This is a genomic window from Pseudomonas baetica, from assembly GCF_051216495.1.
Lineage (GTDB): Bacteria > Pseudomonadota > Gammaproteobacteria > Pseudomonadales > Pseudomonadaceae > Aquipseudomonas > Aquipseudomonas baetica_B.
In genome coordinates, this window is sequence record NZ_JBPKAM010000038.1 from 1 (window position 1) to 26,695 (window position 26,695).

19 protein-coding genes and 1 pseudogene are annotated in these 26,695 nt (G+C 57.7%); 14 read left to right on the forward strand and 6 right to left on the reverse strand.

Going from position 1 to position 26,695, the window contains the following annotated elements; all coding sequences use genetic code 11:
• Positions 1-206: 206 nt before the first annotated feature.
• The 3 genes and pseudogenes from ACSFE6_RS15195 to ACSFE6_RS15205 all read right to left on the reverse strand — a co-directional run bounded on the left by ACSFE6_RS15195 (position 207) and on the right by ACSFE6_RS15205 (position 3,808).
• Entirely contained in the window at positions 207-1,046 is an 840-nt protein-coding gene (locus ACSFE6_RS15195; RefSeq protein ID WP_435428418.1) for a methyl-accepting chemotaxis protein, read from the reverse strand.
• Between the two features lie 15 nt (positions 1,047-1,061).
• Positions 1,062-2,333: pseudogene (locus tag ACSFE6_RS15200) on the reverse strand (HAMP domain-containing protein); the annotation flags it as partial.
• Positions 2,334-2,485: 152 nt separating this feature from the next.
• A complete protein-coding gene (locus tag ACSFE6_RS15205; RefSeq protein ID WP_435428377.1) occupies positions 2,486-3,808 on the reverse strand; it encodes a hypothetical protein in 1,323 nt (440 codons plus the stop codon).
• Between the two features lie 1,144 nt (positions 3,809-4,952).
• On the opposite strand from ACSFE6_RS15205, the gene ACSFE6_RS15210 reads away from it, so the two are divergent.
• Together ACSFE6_RS15210 and ACSFE6_RS15215 are read left to right on the forward strand one after the other, a co-directional pair.
• Positions 4,953-5,342, forward strand: a complete 390-nt coding sequence (locus tag ACSFE6_RS15210) for a c-type cytochrome (RefSeq protein ID WP_435428378.1) — start codon at positions 4,953-4,955, stop codon at positions 5,340-5,342.
• A 47-nt stretch (positions 5,343-5,389) separates the two neighbouring features.
• The gene (locus tag ACSFE6_RS15215; protein WP_435428379.1) at positions 5,390-6,880 is read left to right on the forward strand and encodes an aldehyde dehydrogenase family protein; all 1,491 of its coding nucleotides are present in this window, start codon (positions 5,390-5,392) and stop codon (positions 6,878-6,880) included.
• A gap of 125 nt (positions 6,881-7,005) precedes the next feature.
• Here ACSFE6_RS15215 and ACSFE6_RS15220 read toward each other — a convergent pair whose 3' ends face one another.
• On the reverse strand, positions 7,006-9,390 hold the full coding sequence (locus tag ACSFE6_RS15220; RefSeq protein WP_435428380.1) for a DUF3772 domain-containing protein: 2,385 nt from the start codon (positions 9,388-9,390) through the stop codon (positions 7,006-7,008).
• Positions 9,391-9,780: 390 nt separating this feature from the next.
• On the opposite strand from ACSFE6_RS15220, the gene ACSFE6_RS15225 reads away from it, so the two are divergent.
• From ACSFE6_RS15225 to ACSFE6_RS15235, 3 genes are read left to right on the forward strand one after another with little or no spacing between them, the layout of a single operon-like run.
• Positions 9,781-10,746, forward strand: coding sequence for a tripartite tricarboxylate transporter substrate binding protein (locus ACSFE6_RS15225; protein WP_435428381.1), 966 nt, complete (start codon positions 9,781-9,783; stop codon positions 10,744-10,746).
• Between the two features lies 1 nt (position 10,747).
• Positions 10,748-11,230, forward strand: a complete 483-nt coding sequence (locus tag ACSFE6_RS15230) for a tripartite tricarboxylate transporter TctB family protein (RefSeq protein WP_435428382.1) — start codon at positions 10,748-10,750, stop codon at positions 11,228-11,230.
• A gap of 24 nt (positions 11,231-11,254) precedes the next feature.
• Positions 11,255-12,763 (forward strand): tripartite tricarboxylate transporter permease, encoded by a 1,509-nt coding sequence (locus ACSFE6_RS15235; protein ID WP_435428383.1) that lies wholly within the window; start codon positions 11,255-11,257, stop codon positions 12,761-12,763.
• A gap of 70 nt (positions 12,764-12,833) precedes the next feature.
• On the opposite strand, the gene grxC is transcribed toward ACSFE6_RS15235, so the two are convergent.
• Together grxC and ACSFE6_RS15245 are read right to left on the reverse strand one after the other, a co-directional pair.
• On the reverse strand, positions 12,834-13,085 hold the full coding sequence (gene grxC, locus ACSFE6_RS15240; RefSeq protein WP_435428384.1) for a glutaredoxin 3: 252 nt from the start codon (positions 13,083-13,085) through the stop codon (positions 12,834-12,836).
• 53 nt (positions 13,086-13,138) lie between these two features.
• Positions 13,139-13,657, reverse strand: a complete 519-nt coding sequence (locus ACSFE6_RS15245) for a carboxymuconolactone decarboxylase family protein (RefSeq protein WP_435428385.1) — start codon at positions 13,655-13,657, stop codon at positions 13,139-13,141.
• 134 nt (positions 13,658-13,791) lie between these two features.
• On the opposite strand from ACSFE6_RS15245, the gene ACSFE6_RS15250 reads away from it, so the two are divergent.
• The 9 genes from ACSFE6_RS15250 (at position 13,792) to ACSFE6_RS15290 (ending at position 26,666) form a co-directional block, all read left to right on the forward strand.
• Positions 13,792-14,607, forward strand: coding sequence for a cupin domain-containing protein (locus ACSFE6_RS15250; protein ID WP_435428386.1), 816 nt, complete (start codon positions 13,792-13,794; stop codon positions 14,605-14,607).
• 268 nt (positions 14,608-14,875) lie between these two features.
• Positions 14,876-15,025: a hypothetical protein gene (locus ACSFE6_RS15255; RefSeq protein WP_435428387.1), complete on the forward strand. Its 150-nt coding sequence runs from the start codon at positions 14,876-14,878 to the stop codon at positions 15,023-15,025.
• A 298-nt stretch (positions 15,026-15,323) separates the two neighbouring features.
• Positions 15,324-16,496 carry an EAL domain-containing protein gene (locus tag ACSFE6_RS15260; RefSeq protein ID WP_435428388.1) on the forward strand — a complete coding sequence of 391 codons (1,173 nt, stop codon included), beginning with the start codon at positions 15,324-15,326 and terminating at the stop codon, positions 16,494-16,496.
• A gap of 207 nt (positions 16,497-16,703) precedes the next feature.
• The gene (locus ACSFE6_RS15265) at positions 16,704-18,329 is read left to right on the forward strand and encodes a methyl-accepting chemotaxis protein (protein WP_435428389.1); all 1,626 of its coding nucleotides are present in this window, start codon (positions 16,704-16,706) and stop codon (positions 18,327-18,329) included.
• Positions 18,330-18,473: 144 nt separating this feature from the next.
• Complete coding sequence (locus tag ACSFE6_RS15270; RefSeq protein ID WP_435428390.1) at positions 18,474-18,860, forward strand: hypothetical protein; 387 nt, start codon at positions 18,474-18,476, stop codon at positions 18,858-18,860.
• 64 nt (positions 18,861-18,924) lie between these two features.
• Positions 18,925-19,239: a hypothetical protein gene (locus ACSFE6_RS15275; protein ID WP_435428391.1), complete on the forward strand. Its 315-nt coding sequence runs from the start codon at positions 18,925-18,927 to the stop codon at positions 19,237-19,239.
• A 121-nt stretch (positions 19,240-19,360) separates the two neighbouring features.
• The gene (locus ACSFE6_RS15280) at positions 19,361-22,177 is read left to right on the forward strand and encodes an ATP-binding protein (protein WP_435428392.1); all 2,817 of its coding nucleotides are present in this window, start codon (positions 19,361-19,363) and stop codon (positions 22,175-22,177) included.
• On the forward strand, positions 22,167-23,357 hold the full coding sequence (locus ACSFE6_RS15285; RefSeq protein ID WP_435428393.1) for an EAL domain-containing response regulator: 1,191 nt from the start codon (positions 22,167-22,169) through the stop codon (positions 23,355-23,357). The genes ACSFE6_RS15280 and ACSFE6_RS15285 overlap by 11 nt, the downstream gene beginning before the upstream one ends.
• An 81-nt stretch (positions 23,358-23,438) precedes the next feature.
• Positions 23,439-26,666 carry an ATP-binding protein gene (locus tag ACSFE6_RS15290; protein WP_435428394.1) on the forward strand — a complete coding sequence of 1,076 codons (3,228 nt, stop codon included), beginning with the start codon at positions 23,439-23,441 and terminating at the stop codon, positions 26,664-26,666.
• The last annotated feature ends 29 nt before the right edge of the window (positions 26,667-26,695 follow it).

The following is a 26,695-nucleotide window of genomic DNA, read 5'->3' on the forward strand; positions in this document are numbered from 1 at the left end:
GGTGGGCAGGGACACCCTCTCTTGGTGGGATTTTGTTGCCTGGGGGTGGGGGGGTCTCGGCTCTTGTTGGTTTTATTTTCTCCCCCCCCCCCCCCCCCCCCCCCGCTCCCACAGGGATCTGCGGTGAACACACGAACTGTGTTTAATGCAGATCCATTGTGGGAGCGGGCTTGCCCGCGAAAGCGGCAGTTCAGGCGACATCAATCTTAAATGCGGAAACTCCCCACCAACTGATTCAACCGCGCCGCCTGCTGCTCAAGCTCGGTGCACGCCCGCAGGGTCGATTGCAGGTTTTCCACGCCTTGCTGGTTGAGGGTGTTGATCTGGGTGATGTCGACGTTGAGAGCTTCGACCACGGCGGTCTGTTCCTCGGTGGCGGCGGCCACCGACTGGTTGACGTTGTCGATCTCGCCGATGCGCAGGGTCACGCTGCCCAGGCGGCTGCCGGCGAGGTTGGCGATGTTGACGCTTTCCTCGCTGTGCTGCTGGCTTTCGGTCATGGTGGTGACCGAATCCCGGGCGCCGACTTGCAGCTCTTCGATCATCTGCTGAATCTCCAGCGCCGAGGTCTGGGTGCGTCCGGCCAGGCTGCGCACCTCGTCGGCCACCACGGCAAAACCGCGTCCTGCTTCACCGGCCCGCGCCGCTTCGATGGCCGCGTTGAGCGCCAACAGGTTGGTCTGCTGGGAGATGCCCTTGATCACTTCGAGGATCTGCCCGATGTTCACCGTCTTGTCGTTGAGCACTTCGATGTTGGCGCAGGACGCGCTGATCTTGCCCGACAACTCGTTCATCACCTCGATCGTGCGTTGCACCACCTGACGTCCGTCTTCGGCCTGCTGGCGGGCGTTGGACGCCTGATGGGAAGCGTCGCTGGCGTTGTGGGCAATCTCTTGGGCGGCGGCGCCCAACTGGTTGATCGCTGCGGCCACGCTGTTGGTGCGGGTGGATTGATCGTCGAAATTGCTCAGCGACGAATTGGACGCGTTCAGCACGCGACGCGCGCCTTCGTTGACGCCCAGCGCTGCCGACGACACCTCGCGCATCGACTGATGGATGCGCTCGACAAAGCGGTTGAACGCCGTCGCCAACTGGCCGATTTCATCCCGTGATTGCACTTGCAGGCGCCGCGTCAGGTCGCCTTCGCCCAGGGAGATGTCTTCCATGACCCGGGTCAGCACTTGCAATGGGCGAGTGATGCGCTGCGCCGTGTACCAGATCAACAGCAGGCCGAGCAGGGCGGAGCCGCCACCGAGCAACAGTTCCAGCGCGGTGCTTTGCACGCCTCGGGCTTCGAGTTCCTTTTGCAGGGTGGTGACCGGTGCCAGCAGCACTTCTTGTGGCACACCCACCAGCACACCCCAGGGCGCGGCACCGGCAATCGGTGCCAGGGGTTCGAGGACCTTGATCTGTTGCGGGTCGACAAACACCTTTGGCTGACCGTTACGTAGTGCATCCATCACGTCGGCGCTGTCCATCGGCTGGCCCAGGCGACTGACGTCCTGACTGTTGGCCGAAATCACGCCACGGGGGCTGACGATGCTGATCTGGCCATGGCCGTCGAAGAGTTGCTGTGCACTGGTTTCACTGCTCTTTTGCAGCGCGGCGAGGTTGATATCGAGGCCCACGATGGCGATGACCTTGCCGTTCTCCAGCAGCGGGAAGGCGACGCTGGTCACCAGTTTGCGACTGCCGGACGCCTCGTCGAAGTAGGGCTCCAGCACACAGGCCTGGCGGGTGTCGCGGGCGCAGGTGTAGAAGGCGTTGTAGGGGGCGCCGCTCGGGCCCGGCTCGGTGTTGGCGAGCAGGCCTTCGTCGCCGATCACCGCTTGCAGTTCACCGGGTTTGCTTTGCACCCAGTACAGCGAGAAACGTCCTTTTTCGTTGCTGCCCAGATCGGCCTTGTCGACGAAACCCGAATCAGCACCATCCAAAGCGTCAGGTTCAAAAATGACATAAAGCCCGAGCAGGTCGGGCTTGTCGATGAGGGCCTGATGAAGCTGGGAACTCAGCTCCTGGCGCAGTTGTTGGCGGGTCAGCGTCCCCTGATGCTGGAGTTGCCGCAGATAGAGCAGGTACCGCGATAACCCCTGGCCAAATTCATGGGTCTGCATGAAGGTGCGTTGCACCTGCATCGCCTGAACCTTGGCCAACGCTTGCATGTGCTCCTTGGCCGCGTCGGCGAGCATGTCGCTGCTGGCCTGGGCCACTTGCTGGCTGCTTTTGTGGGTCTGGTAAAGCGACAGGCCCATCAGCAACCCCACCACCAGCAACAGGCAGAGGCCGGCGAGCAGGGCGATCTTGCTCTGGATCGTCAGGAATGTCTTGCGCATTGGAAATGCCCTTTTCCTAGAAGTGAACCCGATCCCCTGTAGGAGCGAGCTTGCTCGCGATGGAGGCCGGGGCACCACGGGAGTCCAGGCACCCCGCGTTTTCGTTGACGTCCATCGCGAGCAAGCTCGCTCCTACAGGAGTTGCGTTGGGCTTAGAACGTCGTGGCGAAAATCACCTGGCTGTAGAGGTTCTTGTCGTTGTTGCCCAACTGTGTGCCGCCCTGGTCAGCGCTCTTGTCCGGCTGGAACAGGCCCACCAGCGGCATGATGCTCAGGTGGTCGTTGACGTGCCATTCGGCGTACAGGTCGGTTTCGTGGCCATCGGTATTGCCCAGGCTGCGGTCGATGGTGTCGAAGTTGAAGTGCATCACGCCGACGCTGAGGTTCTCCAGCGGCGAGACGGACAACTTGACTTGCTGTATGCGCGAGTTGGTGTTGAACGGGCCGGCATAGTTGCCCGCCACTTCGCCCTGGAACCAGGTACCGAAACCACGGCTGAAACCGTAGAATAGGGTGTCGTAGTTTTCCGAGAAGCGGCTGTAGCGGTAGCTGACGTATGGCGACCAGGTCACGTCGGAGAAGGTCCAGCCGGCTTCCAGGTACCAGGCGTCTTCGCTGTCGGTGTGAGGCTTGTCCTGCTTGGCGTATTCGCCGGAGAGGAACAGGTCCTTGACCCCGGCATTGCCGGTGGCGCGCAGGCTGTAGGTCTTCATGCCATCGCGTTCGAGCTGGATCGGCGAGGCGAATTCTTCGTTGACGTCGGTGGTGTCGATGTAGGTCAAACCGACGGTGCCGGCTTCGGCCACGTGCTCCAGGGTGCCGACGTACATCTCGGTCTTGGCCTGGGCGCGGTTGTTGGATTTGAGCCACATCAGGTCGCTGCGCCAGCCTTCCTTGCCACCAATGCGCAACACGGCGGTCTCGTCGAAGGCCTTGCGTGCCGCCAGCCAGTAAGCGCCGCCACGGTTGAACTCACCGTCGGCGATGCCTTTGCCCAGGTTCAGCGCGTCGCCATTAATCAGGAAACCATCACCGACCATAATGTTCTGGCGACCAAAGGACAGGTCGATACCGTCGCTGCCCAGCACCGGGAACAGATCGGCCGAACGCCAGCCGAGGTAGGCGTCTTCGAACTTGGTGGTGCGTTCCGAGCCGTCGCTGAAGCCGGCGGCATCGCCATCACCCCAGGTGCCGGAGCTGAGCATGTTCGCCGCACCGTAAGCGGTACCGACACCGCCCAGGCCCTGGTCGAAGGCCAGGCCGTATTTGATGTAACCCTCGCGCCACGACGACGAACCTTCGTCGAGACGACCCGACAGGGCGTAGTTTTCCTGGCTGTGGAAAATGCCGAAAACCGCTTCCAGCGTGGCGTTCAGGTGACTGTCGTCATCGGCGTAGAGTTCATAAGCTCCGGCCTGCCCGGCACTGATCATCAGCGCGAGCGTGGAAAGTCGAAGCAAGGGGGACTTGAGCATGGCATGACATCCGTTCTTGTTCTAAGGCGCAGGGTTGCGGTCTTTTTAGATACTAAGGGCCGCGTTTTTTCGGGCCTTTTGTCTGTTTGCCAATTTGTTGGTTGTGCATGCCAGATTGCATGGCAGGGTGATGGCACCTACGTCTCAGCGACGAATCCACTTTTTGTAGGAGCTGCCGAAGGCTGCTCCTACAGGGGAATGATGGTGTTGGCGGGATTACCGTTCGTCGTTTTTTATCGAGAAGAGCGCCGGTTAGAGCAAAGCGCTCTTCGGCCGTTGAAGGACCGTTCCTACTGCTTCCTACAGTTATTTGAATCGACAAATAACGTGTGCCGCGTTTTGGGTAAATAGGGCTTCCTGTTTTCCTGTGGGAGCTCTCTGTTAATGCAGAGCGAAACTTCCTACGTGTCGAAAATACCTGCTTGTGAGTTGGTGCAAAAAATAATAACCATGGGCACGGCATTTTTCTGACTGAACGGGTATTTAACAATGAAGGTTAATTTTCTACGTGACAGTTTTTTCAACTACGACGAAGAGTTGGAGATCAGCGCTTGCCCACCTCAGATTGAGGGTTTCAGAGCTGCGGGCAAGGATTCAAAGCCCATTTGGCATGGTTGTTCTGGCATTGAACAGAACAGTCGTGGAAAGGACTGTCATGAAGTTATATCCACGCAAGTACGAGGTGCTCAATCTTCCAGTTGATAGTTTCGTTGTTTCAATGCGCGAGACATCAAGAGCACAGGATTCACCTTTGTTGTCGGCAATCAATGAGCTAAGGGATTCAAAGCTATCAAGGGCTGAGTTTGACGAAGTTCTATTGTTGTACGGCTTGATTCCAGAAACTGACGATGACCTGTAGGAGCGAGCCTGCTCGCGAAAAACGCCCTGGCAACGCAGTCATTCAGATAGCCCGCGTCATCGTTGACGTCCATCGCGAGCAGGCTCGCTCCTACAAGGGACGGGCGTAACCATAAGGTTCTAGTGATCTGGCAGAACCGCCAACACAACTGGCACGCAGGGCAAATCCTGCGCGCCGCCGACCGCCGACAATCCTTTTCAACCTGCCGGGGCTCCGTTGCCCTGGCACTTTCTGTGTTGGCGTTCGTCTGCGTGACGGGCGCGTGGATTTTCAAGGTCGTTTCTTATGTTTACCGCTCTGCGTGTGTCTCTCTTTGGTTTGTTGTCCGTGACCCTGGCCCAGGCGGCCGTGGCGGCTGATTGTGCGCCGGTTCAGAGCCGTGGCGCCGAGGTGTTCGCCAATGAATGCGGGGTTTGCCATTCGGTGAGCAAGGGCATGGCCGGGATGATGGGGCCGAATCTGGCGGGTGTGGTGGGGCGCAAGTCCGGCTCGCTGGAGGGTTTCAATTACTCCCAGGCCATGCGCAGCAAGAACATCGATTGGCAGGCCGAGAACATCGAGCAATTGATCACTCAACCCCAGGCTTATGTACCGGGCACCTACATGCCGTACATGGGGCTGGCCTCCGCCGACGATCGTCAGGCGGTGGTGTGCTACCTCAAAGAACAACACTGATCGGGCCGGCTGTGCGCCTGAACAATTCGTCTGAATAAAGGTGATTTATGAGCAACGTTGAAATCCTGCCGCAGGTGGCTGCATTCCTCGAGCGCCGTCATGGCTGCTTTATCGATGGTCAGTGGGTATTTGCTGAGGGCGAGACAATCGCCGTGGTCAACCCGGCCACCGGGCAAACCTTGTGCGAAACCCTGGACGCGCCGCTGTCGATCGTCGAGCAAGCCGTGCAGTCGTCGCACAAGGCGTTCAAGTCCGGCGTCTGGTCGTCGCTGCGTCCGGCCGACCGTGAACGTATTCTGCTGAACTTCACCCGTCTGGTGGAAGAGCACGCTGAAGAGCTGGCACAGCTGGAAACCCTGAGTCAGGGCAAGTCGATCAACATGGCCCGCGCGCTGGATCTGAACGCCACCGTGGAATTCATGCGTTACATGTCCGGTTGGGCGACCAAAATCGAAGGCCAGACTTTCGACGTGTCGATCCCGCTGCCGCCAGGTGCCAAATTCACCGCGTTCACCAAGCGCGAGCCGGTGGGCGTGGTGGTCGGTATCGTGCCGTGGAACTTCCCGCTGCTGATCGCTGCCTGGAAGCTGATGCCGGCGCTGGCCACCGGTTGCACCGTGATCATCAAACCAGCAATGGAAACCCCGCTGACCGCCATGCGCCTGGCTGAACTGGCGCTCGAAGCCGGCATTCCGGCCGGCGTGTTCAACGTGGTCACCGGTGGCGGCGCTAACGTTGGCGGCGTGCTGACCTCGCACCCGCTGGTGAGCAAAGTGTCCTTCACCGGTTCCACCGCCGTGGGCAAGAGCGTCGGTGTGGCGTGCATGGAAAACATGACGCGCTTCTCCCTGGAACTGGGCGGCAAGAACCCGATGATCGTGCTCGCCGATGCCGACATCGAAAAAGCCGTGCAGGGCGCGATCCTCGGTGGCTTGCTCAACAACGGTCAGGTGTGTGCCGCTGCGTCACGTTTCTACGTGCATCGCTCGATCCATGACAAGTTCGTCGAAGCCCTGGCCGCCGCCGTCTCGGCGATGCCGATTGGCGCGGGCATGAACTGTGACGCGGCGATCAACCCGCTGGTGTCGCGCAAGCAGCAACAGAGCGTGCTCAAGCACATCGAGCTGGCTCGCCGTGAAGGCGCACGCGTTGTGACCGGTGGCGAACTGCTGGAAGGCGACGGCTTCTTCGTCCAGCCGACCATCCTGGCCGACATCGACCACAGCATGGCCGTGGCTCGCGAAGAGGTGTTCGGCCCGGTGCTGGGCGTGATGCCGTTCGACGATGAAGATGCCGTGATCGAATTGGCCAACGACAACCGCTACGGTCTGGCCGCGAGCCTGTGGACCAACGACCTGAGCAAGGCCATGAATCTGGTGCCACGCATCGAAGCCGGCACCGTGTGGGTCAACGCCCACGTGCTGCTCGACCCGGCGATGCCGTTCGGTGGCGTCAAGCAATCGGGCATGGGCCGCGAGTTCGGGCGTGCAGTGATCGAGGCTTACACCGAGCTGAAGTCGGTGTGCATCGCGCATTAACCAATGATTGACCTGTAGGAGCGAGCATGCTCGCGAAAAACGCCAGGGCACCGCGTTCATTCAGACTGCACGCGTTATCGTTGACGTCCATCGCGAGCATGCTCGCTCCTACAGGGGGATTTGCATCAGGCAGTTGGCGGTTTCGCCAATTCAATCCCAGCGGCCCCCAGCCGCTTGAGAATTTCAAACAGCAGCTCGCTCTTGATCGCCCCGACATTGCGCGGGCTGCCGACGTAACCGGTGATGGTCAAGGTGATGCCTTCGGGCTTGAGTTGGCTGAAACGCACGAACGGTGCCGGTTTATCGAGAATGGATTCGTGCTCGATGTAGGTGTCGTACAGCAGGTTGCGCACCTGTTCCGGGTCGATGTCCAGCGGGAACATCAATTCCAGTGTCGCCACCCCCTGGGCGCTGCCGCCGAGGGTGACGTTACGCAGGTTCTGCGAGATCAATTGTGAGTTGGGCACGATGACGATCGAGCGGTCGGCGAGCTGGATTTCCGTGGCCCGTACATTGATCCGGCGGATGTCGCCCTCGACGCCGCTGATGCTGATCAGGTCGCCGACTTTCACCGGGCGTTCGGTCAGCAGGATCAGGCCGGAGACGAAGTTTTTCACGATCTCCTGCAAACCGAAACCGATCCCCACCGACAGGGCACTGACGATCCAGGCCAGGTTGGTCCACTTGATCCCGAACGAAGACAGCGCGAGCAGGATGACCAGCAAGTAAGCGATATTGGAAAACAGCGTACTGAGCGAGGCACACATGCCGGGGTCCATTTCCGTTTTCGGCAGGAATTCGTTGTCCAGCCAATGGCGCAGTGTGCGGACCAGGTAGATGCCGATGACCAGGGCGAGAACGCCTTGCAGCAGGTTGCCGGGGACGATGTTCAGTTTGCGCAACCCGTCGCCGCCGAGGATGGCCAGAATGTTGGTGGCCAATTGGCCTAGCGTCGATCCCACACCACCCACCATCAGTGTGATAAACGCGATAAGCATCAATGCAGCCCGACCGAGACCGGACAGGATGGTCGATATCTGGTCCAGGCGTGCGTCGCCAATGCCCAGCAATTGTTTAAGGGTCTTGCCGGTGGAGTGCCGGGGCGAGAACAGGTATTCACAGCCGTCCTTGAGCAGCTGGATCAGCAAATAGAAACCGGCAACAATGATGAAGAGCCAGACCAGTTCGTAGGTGATGAAGCGCGACAGCGACACATAACCCAACAGCAAGGCGAGCAGGGAAATCACCACTGCGATGCTGGCGAACGCATAAATGACCCCGGCCAGTGTCGTGCCAGCTTCGGGGGTCTCGCCCGTGGCGATAAGGCCCCGGCGAATCCTGCTGACGCGCAACAGCAGCGTACCGATCATCACCGTGACGACCAATGCGACAAACCCTCTGACCGAGATCACCACTGGCGAGCTCATGCCCGTGGCGTTGGTCATTTGCGCCAGCGCAACCAGAATCAGCAGCGCCCAGGCCAGGCGAATGGGGAAGGGTTTGATCGCCAGTGCCACCGGATCGGCGATGGCCGGCAAACGCCACGAAGGGTGTTTGGTAGACAGCAAGGCGCGGCTCAGGCCGGTGATCAGCACGCAGGTGTAAACGATCTTTTCGAAATCCTGGGAAAACCCCGCCAGTTGCGGCGACAGCGGCATTTGGCGGGTGAGGGCATAAAACAGCAACTGCAAGGCAAACCACGCCGCCAGTATCGTGGCGAATACCGACGACAGCGCCAGGGCACTGCGCCGCAATCGACCTTCAGGCATACGATGAATACACAGCCACGTCAGCCCTTTGTCGGTGAGCCTGTGACCGACAAACCACAGGGCAAGGGCCAGTGCGAGTAACACGGTGGTGTAGAAGCGCTGGCCAGGTTGCCAGGCGGCATCGAGGGTGGCGCTCATTTGCTGGATAAAGTCACTCAGGCGCTGGCGGTCTTCCGCGGGCGGATTGAGCAGTGGTGCCCAGAACCAGGGGTTGAGGATGCTGTGGGTCTGCTGGGTCACTTCGGTTTCCAGCAGGCCACGACGGATGACGGCGATTTGCGTCAGCAGTTCGGCCGCGCTGGCCTTGAGTGTTGCCAGCGTTTTGAGCTTGTTATCGACCTGGGTTTTCTGTTCGGTGAGCTCAGCCCTTTGCCGGGTGATTTCAGCCTTCTCCAGCGGGGACCCGCTATCAGGTGCCGGTCCCAACACGCTCAACTGCGATTGCAGTTGAGCCTGCGCGGGTAGCAGCAGCGCCGACAGCCGGGCGATTTCCTGGATCAACGCCTGGAGCAGATCCTGGGGGGCTTCCAGTTGGCTGTAATTGCTGGCCTGGGACACCTGTTGTTTCAGGTTGTAGAGCCGAAGCTGCAAATCCTGCAGGTCGTTGTCGGAAATGCTGGCGGAGGCAGCCGTTGCAGTGGCGGCCGGCGTGTCCGACAGTGCCGCCGCCGACAACATGGCGCCACTTGCCCCGAACAGCGCGAAAACCACGACCATCATCCACTTCAAGGTATTGCGCATAGGCGTGCTCGACAGGTTGTTAGTCACCCAGCCTATGAGGTTAGGTCATGACTCGCGTTGTTGGGGGTTTATTGGTCGGATGTGGTTTTCGGGGCGCAGCCTTTGATTCCTGTGGAGGCCCCACCATCCACTGTGGGAGCGAGCCTGCTCGCGAAAAACGCCGGGACACCGCGGGCATTCAGGCCGCCGGCGTCATCGTTGACGACCATCGCGAGCGAGCTCGCTCCTACAGACGCGGCAATCTCGGGGCTCGACAGGGCCTGGATTGAAAGACCTTCAATAAGCGCAAGCATGTCCTACGCTTATGCGCAGGCCAAAGCTCATTGAGCAGGGATCGCCCCCTGATCGACGGGCGACGGCACCCATAAAAACAATCCAGGGAGAAACACCATGTCCGCTTTGTTCCATCGCTTCAGTCGCTTTCTGGCGGTTGGCATGACCGCCGCCGCACTCACCACGCCTGCGCTTGCACTGGACACCGTCAAGTTCATGGCCCCCGGCTCCGTAGGCGGCGGTTATGACCAGACCGCACGGGTCCTGGGTAAAGCCTTGGTCGAAGCCAATGCGGCCAAGTCCACCACGTTTGAGAACAAGGGCGGCGCTGGCGGAACCCTGGGGCTGGCGCAGTTCGCCAACAGCACCAAGGGTGACCCGAACGCGTTGCTGGTGGTCGGCGCGATCATGGTCGCGGGGATCGAACAGAACAAACCGCAAATCACCTTGAAGGACGTAACGCCGATTGCCCGGTTGTTCACCGAATACAACGTGATTGCCGTGCGCAAGGAATCGCCCTACAAAACCCTCAATGACCTGATCAAGGACTTCAAGGCCAAACCCACCAGTGTCACCTTTGGCGGTGGTTCCAAAGGCTCGATCGATCACATCGGCATTGCTGAGCTGGCCGGCAAGCTGGATGTGCCGGTCAACAAGGTGAATTACATCGCCACCGGTGGTGGGGGTGAAGTCGTGGCGCAGACCCTGGGCGGGCAGATCAAGGTGCTCACCGGGGGCTACGCCGAGCTGGGCCAATACATCAAGAACGGCCAGATCCGCGTGTTGGCCATCGGTGCGCCCGAGCGCGTCCCGGGGATCGATGCGCCGACCCTCAAGGAAAGCGGTTACGACATGGTTATCGGCAACTGGCGCGGTGTGTACGGCGCCGCCGGCCTCACTCCCGAACAGCGCAAGGAAGTGACCGATGCGGTGGTGGCCGCCAGCAACAGCAAAGTCTGGCAAGACAACATCCAGACCAACGCCTGGACGCCGAGCGTGCTGACCGGTGATGACTTCGGCAAATTCGTCGACGAAGAGCACGTGCGCCTGCGGGCGATGCTGGTCAAGGTCGGGCTGCTTTGAGATGGCCGGGGCACGGGCAGTTAAGCCGACGCAACTGGCGATCGGCCTTGGCCTGATCGCCCTGAGCGCACTGTTGGCGGTGGGGGCCTACCGCTTTCCACCCGAGATGGGGTTTGTGATCCTGCCGGCCTATGTCTATCCCTACCTCGTCGCCGGGTTTCTTGGCGTGGTAGGGGTGTTGCTGAGTTATCAAGCGCTCACGGGTGGATTTCGTGAACTGAACAATGATAACGGCACGATCCCTGGTGGCAAAACCGGAGCGGCCTGGGTGACGGGCGGGCTGCTGGGGGTGGCCTTGTTGATCAACCTGATCGGTTTTGTGCTGGCCGCCGGGTTGCTGTTTGCCTGTTCGGCGCGGGGCTTTGGCAGTCGTCATCCGCTGCGTGACCTGGCCATCGGCATCGCCTTGACCCTGCCGATTTACTGGCTGTTCAACGCCGGACTGGGGGTTTCCCTGCCGCCGCTGGTCAATGCCTGGATCTGATCCGGCGTTAAGGAGATCGACAGCGTGGATATTCTCTCAAACCTGATGATGGGGCTTTCTGCGGCGCTGACGCCGATCAATCTGATGTGGGGGTTCATCGGTTGTCTGTTGGGCACCGCCATCGGTGTCCTGCCCGGCATCGGGCCGGCGCTGACGGTGGCCCTGCTGCTGCCGATCACCGCCAAGGTCGATCCCACCGGGGCGTTGATCATGTTTGCCGGGATCTATTACGGCGCGCAGTTCGGCGGTTCCACCACTTCGATTCTGCTCAACACGCCAGGGGAATCGTCCTCCATGGTTACGGCCCTGGAAGGCAACCGGATGGCTCGCAACGGGCGCGCCGGACCGGCGCTGGCCACGGCGGCAATAGGTTCTTTCGTGGCCGGGACCATTGCGACGATTCTGCTGACCCTGTTTGCGCCGGTCGTGGCCAGGCTGGCGCTCAACTTCGGCCCGGCGGAGTATTTCGCGATTCTGGTGTTGTCCTTCACCACGGTGTCGGCGGTGCTCGGTGCTTCCATGCTGCGCGGTTTCGCATCGCTGGGGATCGGGTTGACGGTCGGCATGATCGGTCTGGACTCGACCTCGGGGATTGCCCGCTACACCCTAGGCGTTCCGGAGTTAGTGGACGGCATTGAAGTGGTGCTGGTGGCGGTGGGCTTGTTTGCGGTCGGGGAAGCGCTGTACAGCCTGCTCTATCAACAGGAAATAACGGAGGGCCGGCATCGCCTGTCCTCATTGTGGATGACCCGCGCGGATTGGAAGCGTTCGGTTCCGGCCTGGTTGCGCGGCACGCTGATCGGTTTTCCATTCGGTTCGATTCCGGCCGGTGGCGCGGAGATCCCGACGTTCCTGTCGTATTCCACCGAGCGCAAACTGTCCAAATACCCGAAAGATTTTTCCGCGAACAAAGGCGAGGGCGCCATCGAAGGCGTCGCAGGACCGGAAGCGGCAAACAATGCGAGCGCGACCGGGTCTTTGGTGCCATTGCTGACCCTGGGCATACCGACCTCGGCGACGGCGGCGATTTTGTTGGCGGCATTCCAGAACTACAACCTGCAACCGGGGCCGTTGCTGTTTGAAACCTCCGCCGAGCTGGTCTGGACCCTGGTGGCTTCGCTGTACATCGGCAACGTCATCCTGCTCGTGCTGAACCTGCCGTTGGTGGGGCTGTGGGTCAAGTTGCTGCAAATCCCCAGGCCCTACCTGAATGCCGGGATTCTGGTGTTCGCCACCATCGGCGTGTACGGCATGCGTCATTCCTCCTTCGATCTGCTGTTGATGTTGGCCATTGGCTGGTTCGGCGTGTTGATGCGCCGTTTCGACTTCCCGGTGGCGCCGGTGATCGTGGGCATGCTGCTGGGGCCGATGGCCGAGAAGCAATTGCGCAATGCCCTGTCCATCAGCGAGGGCGACTGGATGATCTTCCTAACGCAACCCATCTCGGCGTTTTTCATGGCGCTGACATTGCTGGTGCTGCTGGTGCCGCCGCTGCTGCATGCAAGGGGGATCAAGTTGCATGAGGATGATTGAGTATTGCGGATAGACACAGATCCTGTGGGATCGCCGCACCGCCGCTCCCACAGGGTTTTGTACAAACCTCTCAGGCCAACATCGACATCAAGCCACCCTGGCGATCCAGCTTGGCCAGGTCGTCGAAACCGCCGATGTGCACGTCGCCGATGAAGATCTGCGGCACGCTGCGCCGCCCGCTGCGCTCGAGCATTTCTTCCAGTTTGCCAGGTTCGCGCTGGACGTTGATCTCGTGCATTGCGATGCCTTTGCTGGCCAGCAGCGATTTGGCGCTATGGCAGTAAGGGCAGGTGTCGGTGGTGTACAGGGTCACGGTGTCCATTTTCAGTCTCCACATTGAGGTTAAGGCCGCCATCCCACAGAAATTGCCCGCCATCAGGCGTCGATGGCCGGGAAATCGATATCGGTCAGCGCAACGTTATTCAGGTAATTGGTCAAAGTCTGCGAGGCTACGTGGGCAACCACTTCGATGATCTTCGCGTCATTGATCCCGGCGGCGCGGGCTGCGGCAATCTGCTCGCTGTTCAAATGGCCACGGTTTTCGGTGATCTGACGGGCGAGCAGGGCGAAGGCGTCGAGCTTGCCTTCACGGGCACTGAGAATCTCCTGGCCGGACAGCCCGGCCTTGCCGGCGAACAGGGTGTGCGCCGCCAGGCAGTAGTCGCAGCCATTGACCTGCGAGGTGGCGAGGAAGATCGCTTCTTTCTCCTTGGCGCTCAGGGACGTCTTGCCCAGTGCCGCCGAGTTCTGCAGGTAAGAAGCAAGCACGGCAGGGGCGTGGGCCAGTACACGGAAGACGTTGGGCAGGAAACCGATTTTCATCTGCACGCCTTCCAGCAAAGGGCGGGTTGTGTCGGTGGCGTGTTCCAGGTCTACAGAGGTAATGCGCGTCATGGTGATTCTCCGGGGTTTAGAGCGCGACAGGCGCTGGGTTCGGAGTCCATGCTAGTGATTCGTTCTGGTCAATTGGGTGCAAATCGTCGACGATATGCGACAGATCGTCCAAATCTGTTCCCGGGAGTCGCCCCATGGATCGCTTGTCCACCTTGCTCACGCATTTCGGCGTCAACGCCGGCACCTTTCACAGCGGCACGTTTTGCGGCACGACGGCGTTTGATGGCAGTCAGACGTGTGGTCACCTGCATTTGCTGCAGGCCGGTGAAATCACTTTGAAGCTGGCCGATGAGCGAGAGTTGCACCTCGTCGAGCCGACGCTGATCTTCTTCCCTCGGCCGTACCGGCATCGCCTGTTTGCCACTGAAGCGTCGTCCACTCAATTGGTGTGTGCGTCCCTGAGCTTCGACGGCGGGTCGGGTAATGCCCTGGCCGCGGCGTTGCCGGAGTATCTGGTGCTCAAACTCGATGAAATCCCGACCCTGGCGGGCACCCTGGAATGGCTGTTCAACGAGGCCTTCGACGGCAGTTGTGGCCGTGAAGCGATGATGGACCGGCTGTTCGAGCTGTTGGTGATTCAGTTGCTGCGCTACATCCTGAGCACGGGCAATCAGCAGCCGGGGATGATGGCCGGGCTGGCCGATGCGCGTTTGGCGCGGCCCTTGAGCCAGATGCACGAGGCGCCGGCCAAGGCCTGGAGCGTGGCCGAGTTGTCGGCGCTGGCGAACATGTCCCGGGCCAGTTTTGCCGAGCACTTCAAACGCGTGGTTGGCCAGGCACCGGTGGACTATCTGGTGAGCTGGCGCATCAGCCTGGCGCAGAAACGCTTGCGTGAAGGCAAGCCGATTGCCCTGATCGCTGAAGAGGTCGGCTATGAAAGCCCGTCGGCACTGGCCCGCGCCTTTCGCCGCAAAACCGGCGTGAGTCCGCGAGAGTGGAGGGGTGAGTGATCTTGAACGTGCGTCAATTCGGTTTATCGGGGCGATCCCGCGCGCAGGTTATGCGACTGCTTCGCCACCGGGTCCAGGCTTCGCCAGCGGCTACAAGGGAGTCGCTGAGACAGCGATTTCTTGCCCAGTGGCGGGAGGAAGTTGAGCGTTACCCAGGCTCCAGTTCGCCGGTGTGTTATCGGGATGAGTTTCCAGAGTATTGAGCCGTGAGGTGGGTGCACCGGGCTAGCTCGATGTGTTCTCCCGGAACATCGGGTTCACGCCAAACATGATGTCGATGTTCGCGCAGAGCCCGATCGCGTTCAACGCTTGGGCGACACTGCTCGGTTCCCTGAGCAAGGCGCTCGATGTGAAAACCCGTGACAGCACCGGTCTTGCTGTTTCCGAAGCGAACGGCTGCAGCTACTGCCTGACGTAACGACCCTTTCTTAAGGTAGCTGTAGGAGCGAGCTTGCTCGCGATGGACTCAAGAGCGCCGCGATGAGCCAAACAATACGCGTCATCGTTAACAACCATCGCGAGCAAGCTCGCTCCTACAAACGAAACCACTACATGTTTTGCGTGCCCTCAAGCCAATACGCTGATTTTTAAGGATCCTCTTATGGATTGTGAAAAATCCATGAAAGAGAATTCATTGCATCGCACGCCCATTGCCGCAATGGCCAAACAGGGAAAGTGGAAGTGGGTCGTTGTTGCATGGGTGGGGGAAACTGTTTGTGTCTTACAGCATCCTGGTTCTCGAGGGAGGTGGACTCAAGAAGAAGTTTTTGCATGCGCTCCAGGTGAACATGGAGGGCGTGGTATTGCGGGCGGCCAAAAATAGTCATGAAGCCTTTGAGTTATTCAATGCGTATTCATTCGACATGGTGTTAAGCAGTTTGACGATGTTGGAAGTGAGTGGCGCACAACTGTTCAGGAAGGGTGTGGATTGCAGGCCACTGCCGGCATTGGCCATTCTCGATGATTCTCCCCGGCAAACAGCGGTGAATGCCTGTCTGGCGGCCAGGAACTTTGGATTCACCGTTGTCGGTCTGGTCTCCAAGCCACTGGATGTCATCGATTTACGCGCCCTGCATGGCAGGCTTATGGGGCTGAGCGCTGGCGATCCCGAGGAAAACCCGGTTCCACATCACCCACACGCACTGCTGGATCACCAGCACAAGTATCCAGTTCAAATCGGGTTCCAGGTCAGGAAAAACTTACGCTCCGGTCGTATTACAGCGGTCAAGGCGCAAGCCTTGCAGCATCATCTGCAATCGAATGCGCAGTCGTTGTTGCCTGCGAATGCAGGAAGTGAGGTCGAAGAGGCCTTTCTGGTTCATGTGGTGAGCCAGGTCATTAGCGCTCAGCGCGCCTGGCGCGAGCAGGGGTGCAGGGTGATCGTATGGATCCAGCTCTTCATGTCGGTATTGAGGCGCAGTGGCTTTGCGGAGCGGATGCACCAGTTCGTGGTCAGTCGGGAGGGTGAGCCTGAATGCATCGGATTTGAATTGGCCCGGACGTCTAAAAAAGAAAACCTGACTCACCATCTTGGATCGATTTACAAGTTGCGGCTCAAAGGCTTCGCTGTCGCCCATGATGACGTTGGTCAAGGTTATAGATATTGCTTGAATTTAAAGTTGACGCCGTTTACAGACGTCAAGATTTTTCCGCCGCTGGTACGCAGCGCGGTGAAGAATGAAAAGCTCGCTTCTTCATTGGCCTGCATTATTACGGAGAGTCAACAATTGGGGTTGACGGTGCTGGCGGAGGGGGTTTCAACACAAGAAGAATGGGCGCTGCTACAACGACTCAATTGTGATGAGGCTCAAGGTCCGTTGGTCTCGGAAACCATGCAACAAGATGAACTTGCCCGGTTATTGGTGAAAAATCGTAGGGAGTGTATTTAAGCCGCTTCAAGACCAGTCTGGCTATTTTTAAGGTTCGCCTGATGGGCTGCCGACTTTCCAGTCAATAAACTAAATGCTGATAAATGCACATGCCTGTTGTGTTCGCGCATGACGCTCCTCCTGAAGCTGTCGGTGGTCGGGAGATGGCTGTATTCAGAGTCAGTGAATTGGAAGGTCGGGCAACGGGTCTAAAGTAGGGTTTCAAATATGCTGCTCAGAAATTTCAGAATGGCGCATCGTGCGGCATTGATATTTTTAATCATTAATCTTCTGGTGGTCGCTCTCGGCGGTATTTCGCTATGGCAGATGGGGCGGGTTCGCGCTGCAGCCGTGGAAATCGAAAAGAACTGGATGGAGAGTGTGCGCCAGGCGGGCGTGATCGATGCAATGGTGCTTAAAATGCGCCTGGAAAGCTTCCGGCTGATCAATACAGTCAACGCCGATGTAAAGAAGATTTCGGCCGATACAATTGCCGATACAAGAATCAAACTAAAGCAGATGGTTGACGGGTATCAAGAGCAGGTCAGCAGCCCTGAAGAAGGGCAGATTTATAACGATGTAAAAATCGGTGTCGCTACCTATGACAGTAAACTGGATGGATTGCTGGCATTGGTTCAATCAGGTGATTTGGCGGGTGCTGCAAAATATATAGATGACAATATTCGTAAACCCACCAATGAGCTGCAGGCATCCGTTGAAAAGCTGGTCGAATTAAACCGTTTGGGTGGGCAGCAATCCGGCATCGAATCCGAAGGGATCTATCAAAGTTCAATCAAGACCGTGATCGGGATTGGCATTCTGGTCATTTCCCTGAGTTTGGTGCTCGGTACTTTGTTTTCTCGAAGCATCACGGTTCCGTTGTTGGCCGTGCTGGGGGTCAACCAGAGAATTGCCGACGGTGACCTGAGGGCTGAACTTCAGGTCGACGGCAAGGATGAATTGACGGATCTGATGAAGTCCACGGCTGCCATGCAGGCCAGTCTGCGCGACACGATTCGCCATATCGGCGACTCGTCCACGCAATTGGCGTCGGCATCGGAGCAAATGTATTCCGTGACCGAAGAGTCCAGTATCGGCATGCAGCGTCAAAACAATGAGATCGAACAAGCGGCCACGGCGGTGAACGAGATGACGGCAGCGGTGGAAGAGGTCGCGAGAAACGCGGCGTCCGCTTCGGAGTCTGCCCAAATGTCGGAACGCTCTACCCGGACAGGTTCCGATCGGGTTGCGGAAACAGTCAAGGCTATCCAGAACCTGGCATCGACCGTGGAAAAAACCAGCGATGAGGTGGAAGGGCTGGCAAGCAAGGCCCAGAACATCACTAAAGTCCTCGATGTGATTCGGTCGATTGCAGAGCAGACCAACCTGCTGGCGTTGAACGCGGCCATCGAAGCAGCGAGGGCGGGTGACCAGGGCCGAGGCTTTGCGGTGGTTGCGGACGAAGTCAGGGCGCTGGCCCATCGTACGCAGGAGTCGACCAAGGAAATCGAAAGCATGATTGCCGACATTCAGTCAGGTGCCGAGCAGGCGGTGCTGGCCATGTCGCATAGCTGTACCAATGCTCAGGATACGTTGGGGGTTGCTCAGGAGGCCGGCACCGCATTGGCGGACATTGCGAAGTCGATTACCGAGATTAACGAAAGGAATTTCCTGATTGCCACGGCTTCCGAGGAACAGGCCCAGGTGGCGCGTTCGGTCGATACCAACCTGGTCAGTATTCGGGATCTTTCGATTCAAACGTCTTCAGGTGCCAGTCAAACCGCGACAGCCAGTAATGAACTTTCGAAGTTGGCAGTTGAAATGGCGGAATTAACCCGGCGATTCCTGACCTGATGTGATGTCGGAGGGGTTTTTGTAAGTGTCGGGCAGGAATGTTTATTGTTACTTGCTTATTTGTAGTATTTCATCTGAATTAAACTCGTGACCCCAGTGCGTGATAATTATGATGAAAGTTGTGCGGTGTCTTGGAGGTGTTAAATGGAGGCGATAACAACGACTGAACCACTCATGAAGGAAACAGCACCCATTGGTGAGGAGGTGCTGGTCGAAGCCAAAAAGATTGTTACCGAAGTCAGGAAAGCGGTGGTACTTGCTGCCGCTGTCGAGAAGTCAGTCGCCACGGCCGCGACTAACCTTGGTGTAAACATGTTGTCGGCCAATGAGGAACTGGTACAGGCGCACCGTCAACTGTGCAGTGTATTGAATATTGCCGAAGTCAAACAACGCGCCGCCGTGGAGCGCCAGGAAAAGCAATCGCGAAGGGTGCTGCGGGCGGTACTCGAGCGTGTGGTGCTGATCGTAGGGGTTTCTGCTGCCATTGGCGGAGCCATCGGCGGAGGCATTGCAGCGCTGCTCCTTCGATGACAGGCGGTGAATGTTAAAGGTTAAATCGTACCGGGCCGATGGCAGGACTTGAAAAGGGGGAGCAATGAAAATAGCCGATTTGGACATGCGAGAATTGATCGACGCTATCGGCGTTGCCGTTGTTCCCGTGATTTTCAAGGATGTAAACAACGAAACGCCTCCTTACGTTTTGCGTGAGCGCTTTCGCCTCAATGCCGAAATCATGGGGCGTTTCGCCGCCGTACTCTATTGCGGCGACGAAGTGGGTCTGGAAACGCTTGATCTGATCAATCTTTTTACGACGCATATGCAGCTCGAGCATCTGCAATCGATGAATCAATTGCTGGGGCCGGAGGGGGACTTGAGCAAGTTTGGCGGTGCATCAGTCAGGTCGATCTGAGCCCGCAACGTTTCACCAGACAATGAATGCAAGCCGATACCCTTTGAAGGTGAGAATCAACTCTCCATTTTTAAGGTTTGGCTGATGGTTTGCGCCCGGGTAAGGCACTTACCCTTGTGTGATGAAGCTAAAGCAGTTTTTACAACCCGCCGACTCTTACTTTTCCACGCCTAAAGCCGCGCGCAGGTTGTTGCGTCTGTTCGCCCAGGTTCTCGTTCTGGGAACGATTGTCGGCGCGATCATTATTGTCAGCTCGATATTCAACAGTGAAATCTCTCGTCGGCAAGGTTACATGAGTGACGCGATTACCGATGCGCGCGTGTTTTTTACGCAGCGGGAAGTCTTTCTCGGGTCCCTTGTCCTCTCCGCTGTCAGCAGCCCTGACGAATTCAGCGAAAAAAAACCTGCGCCGGCAGATTCGTCAGGTGGGAACAATGCTGCGCAGAGTGAATGGGGTGTGCACCTGTCTGAGCGCATGACCGATTTTCTCCGGGACAAACGCGTCAATCTGGTTTATGTCGCGCAAAAGTCCGATGCCCGGCCTGTTTATTTGAGCAGGGCCTCCACTTGGTCGGCGCCCATCTCCGAAGACATCCTGCGAAGACTGCATGGGTTCAATGGCCAGTTGCCTGGCATCGCCCAGGAAGTCTGGCTCAGCGATCAAACCACGTCTCCCGCCCGTTTGTACCTTTTTGCGCTGGCGGATGCGCATCGACCGCAATATGGCTGGATAGGCCTGGAAATGGATGCCGCCGACGTCACCCATACGCTCCATGATGACACCGCAGGGCAGTTCGTGATGGTCAATCCGAACGGTGAGGTGATGATGAGCAGTGTCCCCATCGATCAGAATGCACCGTCGGCCATGAGACTTGAGTTGGGTCAGAATTTCGGGTTCGCCGGTGACGGTTTTTTGCCTGATCGATTGGTCATGCGCAAACAACTGGGGTATTCGAACTGGAAAATTTTCTATCGGATCGACCTTTGGTCATTGTTGAAGGTGCTGTGGTGGCCCCTGGCGATTTGTATCTTCTTGATTCTGGTCGTTGCGCTGCTGGTCTATCGCCTGGTGTCGCGAATAGAACGACGGTTGATTACCCCGGCAACGGAACGCATCGATGCATTGATAGAAAGCGAGGCATTCAGTCGGGCTGTCATTCAAACAGCCCCGGTTGCCCTGTGCGTACTGCGTCGCGCGGATGGTCAGGTCGTCCTGGAAAACAGGTTGTCGGAACAGTGGCTGGGCGAATGCAATGAGCGTGAGCGGTTGTGTCACGGCTGGATCGAAAAGGCATTCGATGACAATGAGTCGAATCAAACGGATGAGTTCCAGGCCGGCAATGGTCGTCATCTTTACCTGAGTTTTGTCCGCACCCGATACAACGGCGAAGATGTTCTGTTCTGTGCGTTCAGTGACATCAGTTCGCGCAAGCAGGTTGAAGCGGCCATGGCCATGGCCAAGCAATTGGCGGATGCCGCCAACGAGGCCAAGACGCTATTTCTGGCCACCATGAGTCATGAAATCAGGACCCCGCTCTATGGCGTGCTGGGCACTCTGGAGTTGCTGGGTAAAACCGAGCTCAAGGCTCAGCAAAAGGCTTACCTGCATGCCATCGAGAGCTCGTCTTCGGCCCTGTTGAACCTGGTGTGCGATGTGCTGGATGTGGCGAAAATCGAGGCCGGTCAATTGGCGCTTGAGTTGGGTGAGTTCTCTCCCATCGAGTTGGTCAATGGTGTTGTTCAAAGCTATCTGGGCGCGGCACGCAGCAAAGGACTGACGCTTTACTCCTATATTGATCCTGCTATCCCGGCGATGCTGCGTGGAGACCTGACCCGCATCCGGCAGATACTGAATAACCTGCTCAGTAACGCCGTGAAGTTTACGGAAAGCGGGCAAATCGTCTTGCATGTCAAGCTGGGCGCGGTGACCGCAGAGCGAGTCAACATCCAGTGGCAGGTTTCGGACAGCGGTCCGGGTATCGCCCGCGAAGCACAGGCCTTTTTGTTCGATCCGTTTTATCAAACAGGCAGTAGCGCGAATGTGATCGCTGGCACCGGTTTGGGCCTGTCGATCTGTCAGCGCCTGGCGGAGTTGATGAGCGGCAGTATTCGAGTGGTCAGCACGCCGGGGCTGGGCAGCAGCTTTACGCTGAATGTGGCCCTGGAGCCTTTGCAGCCGATGACAAATGTGACGGCCATGTCCGAGGGGTTGCACAGGACGGTGCATGTCTATTCGCCCACGCTGGAGATGGCGGAGTACCTCGCGAGCTGGTCTCGTCACTGGGGCGCGAAGACGCGGGTTGGCAAGCCGGCTGACAACGATCCTGGTCATGGTTGCGTATTGATCGAAGTTTATCCCCATGAGCGACGGCGTATTTGCCCTGAATGGAAAGGGGCGAGAATCATCGTCAGTCCACAGGGATGTCCGGAGGATCACCCCTCAGACGGTCAGTGGTGTGTCGAACTGAATGATCTTGGCAGGCTGTATGAAGCGCTTGGCCAGGCGCAAGGCGTTGTGACGTCAGCTCCAGGCCTCGCTGACGTTGAAGCCCCTGACAAGCTGGATCTGAAAGTACTGGTGGCTGAAGACAACGTGATCAATCAGTTGATTCTAAAGGACCAATTGGAAGAGTTGGGATGTGAGGTGGTGTTGGCGGGCGATGGCGCTGAAGCGTTGGCGCTCTGGGGCAAAGATGACTTTGATGTGGTGCTGACCGACATCAATATGCCAGGGATCAACGGCTATGAGTTGACCCGCAAGTTACGCAGCATTGGTTGTAATGCCCCGATTATCGGTGCGACGGCAAATGCCATGCGCGATGAGAGTGATCGTTGTCTGGGCGCCGGAATGCAACAGTTGTTGGTGAAGCCTTTCGGTTTGGGTGCGCTTTTCAACTGTCTGCAACAATACGAAAGGGTGAGCTTCGGTGGCATATAACATTTTAGTGGTCGAGGATCACCTCTTTCAGCATAAGTACCTGCTTGATTTGTTTGACTCGCTGGGAGACGTGTCGGTCAGTTCTGCATTCAACGGTCATGAAGCGCTGGCGTTGTTGAAAGAACAGCGTTTCGACCTGGTGCTAAGTGATTTGATGATGCCCAGTATGGATGGCTTGCAGCTTGTGCAAAAAATGGGTGAGTTCAGGCACAAGCCCGCCATGGCCTTTATGAGTTCGGCACCGGGGCGAATCATGGTCAGTGCCAGCCTGGCGGCAAAGAATCTCGGCTTCAGGGTGCTGGGACAAATAGCGAAACCTGTGAACCAGAGTTCACTGCGCAAGCTGCTCGATAAGTTGGTGGCGTTTGGCTCGGATGTCGTTGCAACGGTCAGGGTACCGCCGGAGCACAGTTTCGTTGACCTGAGCCATGCATTGAGTTCAGGGCAGATACAGCCGTGGTTTCAGCCGAAAAAATCCTTATCCACGGGACGAATCGTTGCCGCCGAGGCCTTGGCAAGATGGGACCATCCCCGCTTGGGCCTGCTGCTGCCCAGAGATTTTTTACCCAACATCATTCGCCATGATCTGGAAGAAACGTTGCTGATGGAGTTCGTGACCCAGACCATTTCTGCTCAGTCCTTGTGGCGCGATCAGGGATACGACATCCCCGTCACGATCAATCTGCCGACCCATCTGCTCGGCAGCGACGATTTGCCCGACCGCCTGCATGAGCGGGTCGCCAGCGTTGGAGGCCTGCATTCGAAGATCGGATTCGAATTGATGGAGAGTTCAGTTACAGAAAACCTCGGGCACTATTTTTCGGGGGTTTGCCGCCTGCGGTTCAAGGGCTTCGGTTTGGCCCAGGATGATTTCGGCAAGGGTTACAGCTCCTATTTCAATCTGGTTTCCACGCCTTTTACCGAGCTGAAGATCGATCGTTCACTGGTATATGGCTGTGTCGAGAATGAAAACCTGGAGGCCGCGCTTTCCAGCATCGTTGCGCTGGGTAAAAAGCTTGGACTCAACGTGGTCGCCGAAGGGGTCGAGACGCCAGGCGAGCTTGCGCTGCTGAGTCGACTCAATTGCGATCAGGCTCAAGGCTTCCTCATCTCGAAAGCAATAGACCCGCAGCGATTTTCTAGCCTGCTGACTGAAGACGGCCCTGCAAATTCCATTTAACCGTCAGCGCCACCTGGAACCTGAACGTTGACTATCGTTCACCCAGTACGTCGAGCGTTGTACAACCTTTCGAGACGCGTAATGAAAGCCGACTCTCTCTTCGGATCGCTGGCAAACAGCTCAATGCGCCTGAGTACCGGGCTGTTGCTGTCATTGGGTCTGGTGGTCCTGCTGATAGTGACCAATTTCAGGGCGATCGTGCTTTTACTCGACAGCGAGCAGGAAAAGGCCAATTCCCATTTCGCGCGGGTGATGGAGAATGTGCGGGAGCAGGAAGTCTTTCTGCAAGCCATCTCCGATCGACTGGCAGCACCTTCCGATCAAATTCCGATGGCGCCCGCCAGCCTCAAGCGAAAAATGCAGTTCAGTGACTTGGGCAACAGCACGTTCGATATTTCCGAGAGCGCATTTTCTCTGCCCTTTACCGTGACGGTGCCGGATGGCGAATCAGAGCAGGGGCTGAACGCGATACTGACACTGGGCTGGCATTTGACGAACTATTACAGCTGGTTTTGGGCCCAGTCCAATTACTTATCCCCGCAAGTGTTTTTGTTTAGCCCGGAAAGTACGGCCAGCGTTGCCATGCCGGCTATCGGCAAGTTTCGCAATGAAAATCTGCTGACACGCCAAAACTACAGCCTGATCTCCCGAAGCGTCGCTGGGCAAACAATGAAACAGTCTGCGCCCTTGCAGGACCGCAAGGTGCATTGGACGCAACCCGGGCCACCGTCGCAGCCGTCTGAGGACAAGATGGAGGTTGTGGCTTACATGATGGGTGAACTTCCGATCCATCCTGTTCGCGTGGATAGCGGCATGGATCATGTGGTGGTGGCTTCGTTGTTTGATCTACGCCATTTAAGCGCAAGTGCACTGGATTCCGATTTGCCGTTTCATGGCCAATTCACCTTGATTTCCCCCAAAGATGAGGTGTTGACCGGCCGTCTCGAAATGCCCGTGCAACGTCCGGGAATCTCCCTGTCGAAAAACGGCTTGCTGATTTCGACCGTGAACGTGTCCATCAAAAACGAGCGGTGGGCAGGCCAGTACTTTGTTGATTACGGAGTGCTTGCGCGATGGGCGGCGTTTCCCTTGCTTCGCCTGTTGGGGTTGTCGCTGTTGCTGTTTTTCTGTTTTCGATGGCTGTATCACTACTACCGCACGCAAATCGTCATGCCCGCCAGGCATGCGCAAGCACAATTGGTTGAAAGCCAGGCCTTCAACCAGGCCATCATCGAAAGCGCGCCTGCTGGCCTGGTGGTCATCCGGCGTTCCGACGGCAAGGTCGTGATCGAGAACCAGCGCGCGCAGACGCGTCTGGCCGTGTCTCAAGCGATCGTGAAAATGCTGCGTAAACCTGGCGTGACGCTGAGCGGGGAGGCCTGCATGGCCCTTCAGGACCGCTACTATCTTGTGAACTATGCTTCGACTCGCTATCAAGAGCAGGACGTGCTGCTGTGTGCCTTTTCAGATGTCACCGAGCACCAGCAACGCTCGGTCGCCCTGCATCAAGCCAAGCGTGAGGCAGAAAAGGCCAACGAAGCCAAAACCATCTTTCTGGCCACCATGAGCCATGAGATACGCACGCCGCTTTACGGCGTATTGGGGACGCTGGAACTCTTGGGCTTGACCCGGCTGGATAAACGACAGCATGAGTATTTGCAGACCATGCAGACGTCCTCGGCCACGGTGCTGCAAATCATCAGTGATGTATTGGATGTATCGAAGATTGAGTCCGGACAACTGGCCTTGGAGTCTGTGCCGTTCTGCCCTCTGGACCTCATTGAAAACGTGGTGTCCTCGCACATTGCCGGTGCGCGTTCCAAGGACCTGCAAATCTACGCCTGTATTGATCCTGCCATTCCGGTGGAGCTTCAGGGTGATGAAGTCAAAATCGGTCAGATTTTAAATAACCTGCTAGGCAACGCGATCAAATTCACCGCCATTGGCCGTGTCGTCGTTCGCTGCCGGGTATCGAAGGAAGAGGGGCAGGATTTGACCCTGGAGTTTCAGGTTGCCGATACGGGCATCGGAATCACTCCCGAACAACAAACCCATATCTTTCAGCCGTTTTACCAGGCGCATACCAGCAATCTGGTGAGTGGCACAGGGTTGGGTCTTTCGATTTGCAGCCGGTTTGTTGAAATGATGGGCGGGGACATTGCCGTCATCAGTGAGCAGGGATTGGGCAGCAGTTTTACGGTCAGCCTGCCCTTTAGGAGATTGGCTGCCTGTCTGCCAAAAACCGCTGATATCGAACTCAATGGCCGGCAGGTCTATGTCCGCGCGCCCGTACGGGAGCTGGCAGACAATGTCTGCGCCTGGCTGAACCGATGGGGGGGCTGCGCGGCGGTGGTTTCGGACAGGTCCAATGGAATGCTGGCCGATGCCTTGCTTGTCGATGTGCTGGGCGGGGGAGAGCGGCCTTTTACCTGGAAGGGCAAGCAGCTGATATGTGATCACAACGGACCGCAGGCCCCCGAGTTCAGTGAAACGGCCTATAGGGTCAGTGCACACCATGTCCGGGCTATTGCCGCGGGTGTATTGATGGCGACCAATGTCGCTTGCGCCAGTACCCGTCCGACGACCAACTCCTCGTTGCCGAGCCTGGACCTGCGCGTCCTGGTGGCCGAGGACAATCTGATTAATCAGGCTATTCTCAAGGAGCAACTCGAGGCCCTGGGTTGCAGTGCCGTGGTAGCGGGTAATGGCCATCAAGCGCTGCAAATCTGGGAACAGGACAAGTTTGATGTGGTGTTGAGTGATGTAAACATGCCAGTGCTCAACGGCTATGAACTCGCCCGGGCCATACGCGCAAAAAACGGCGAAATACCCATCATCGGCATTACGGCCAATGCGATGCGTGATGAAGGGGAGCGCTGTCAGTCTGCGGGAATGAACGCCTGTATGGTCAAACCGTTGAGCCTGACGGACCTGCTCGACGCCTTTGTCAGTCTGAAACTGAACAAACAAGACCCTGTGGTATCGACCACTGTCCCTGCCGTCACCGAGCCTGGCAGCATCCGTCCGACCACCCTTGCGTTGTCGGATGCAATGCGTCGTTTGTTTCATAGCACGATGGAAAAGGATATCGAGGCGATTCGCCAGGCGGTGACCACTCGAGCACAAGCCGATGCCGTGCACATCCTGCATTCGGTGAGTGGCGCGCTTTCAGTCGTGCGCGCTGATGAACTGTCAGCGGAGTTTGGGCGGCTGGAGTACAAGGTTCGTGACCAACCATTCGATTCTTTGCTGATCGCTGAAATAGACCGGGCGCTCGATAGACTGTCCGACTTGCTCAAATCAATTTAAAAGGCGTTAACCGATTCTTATGGAAACCG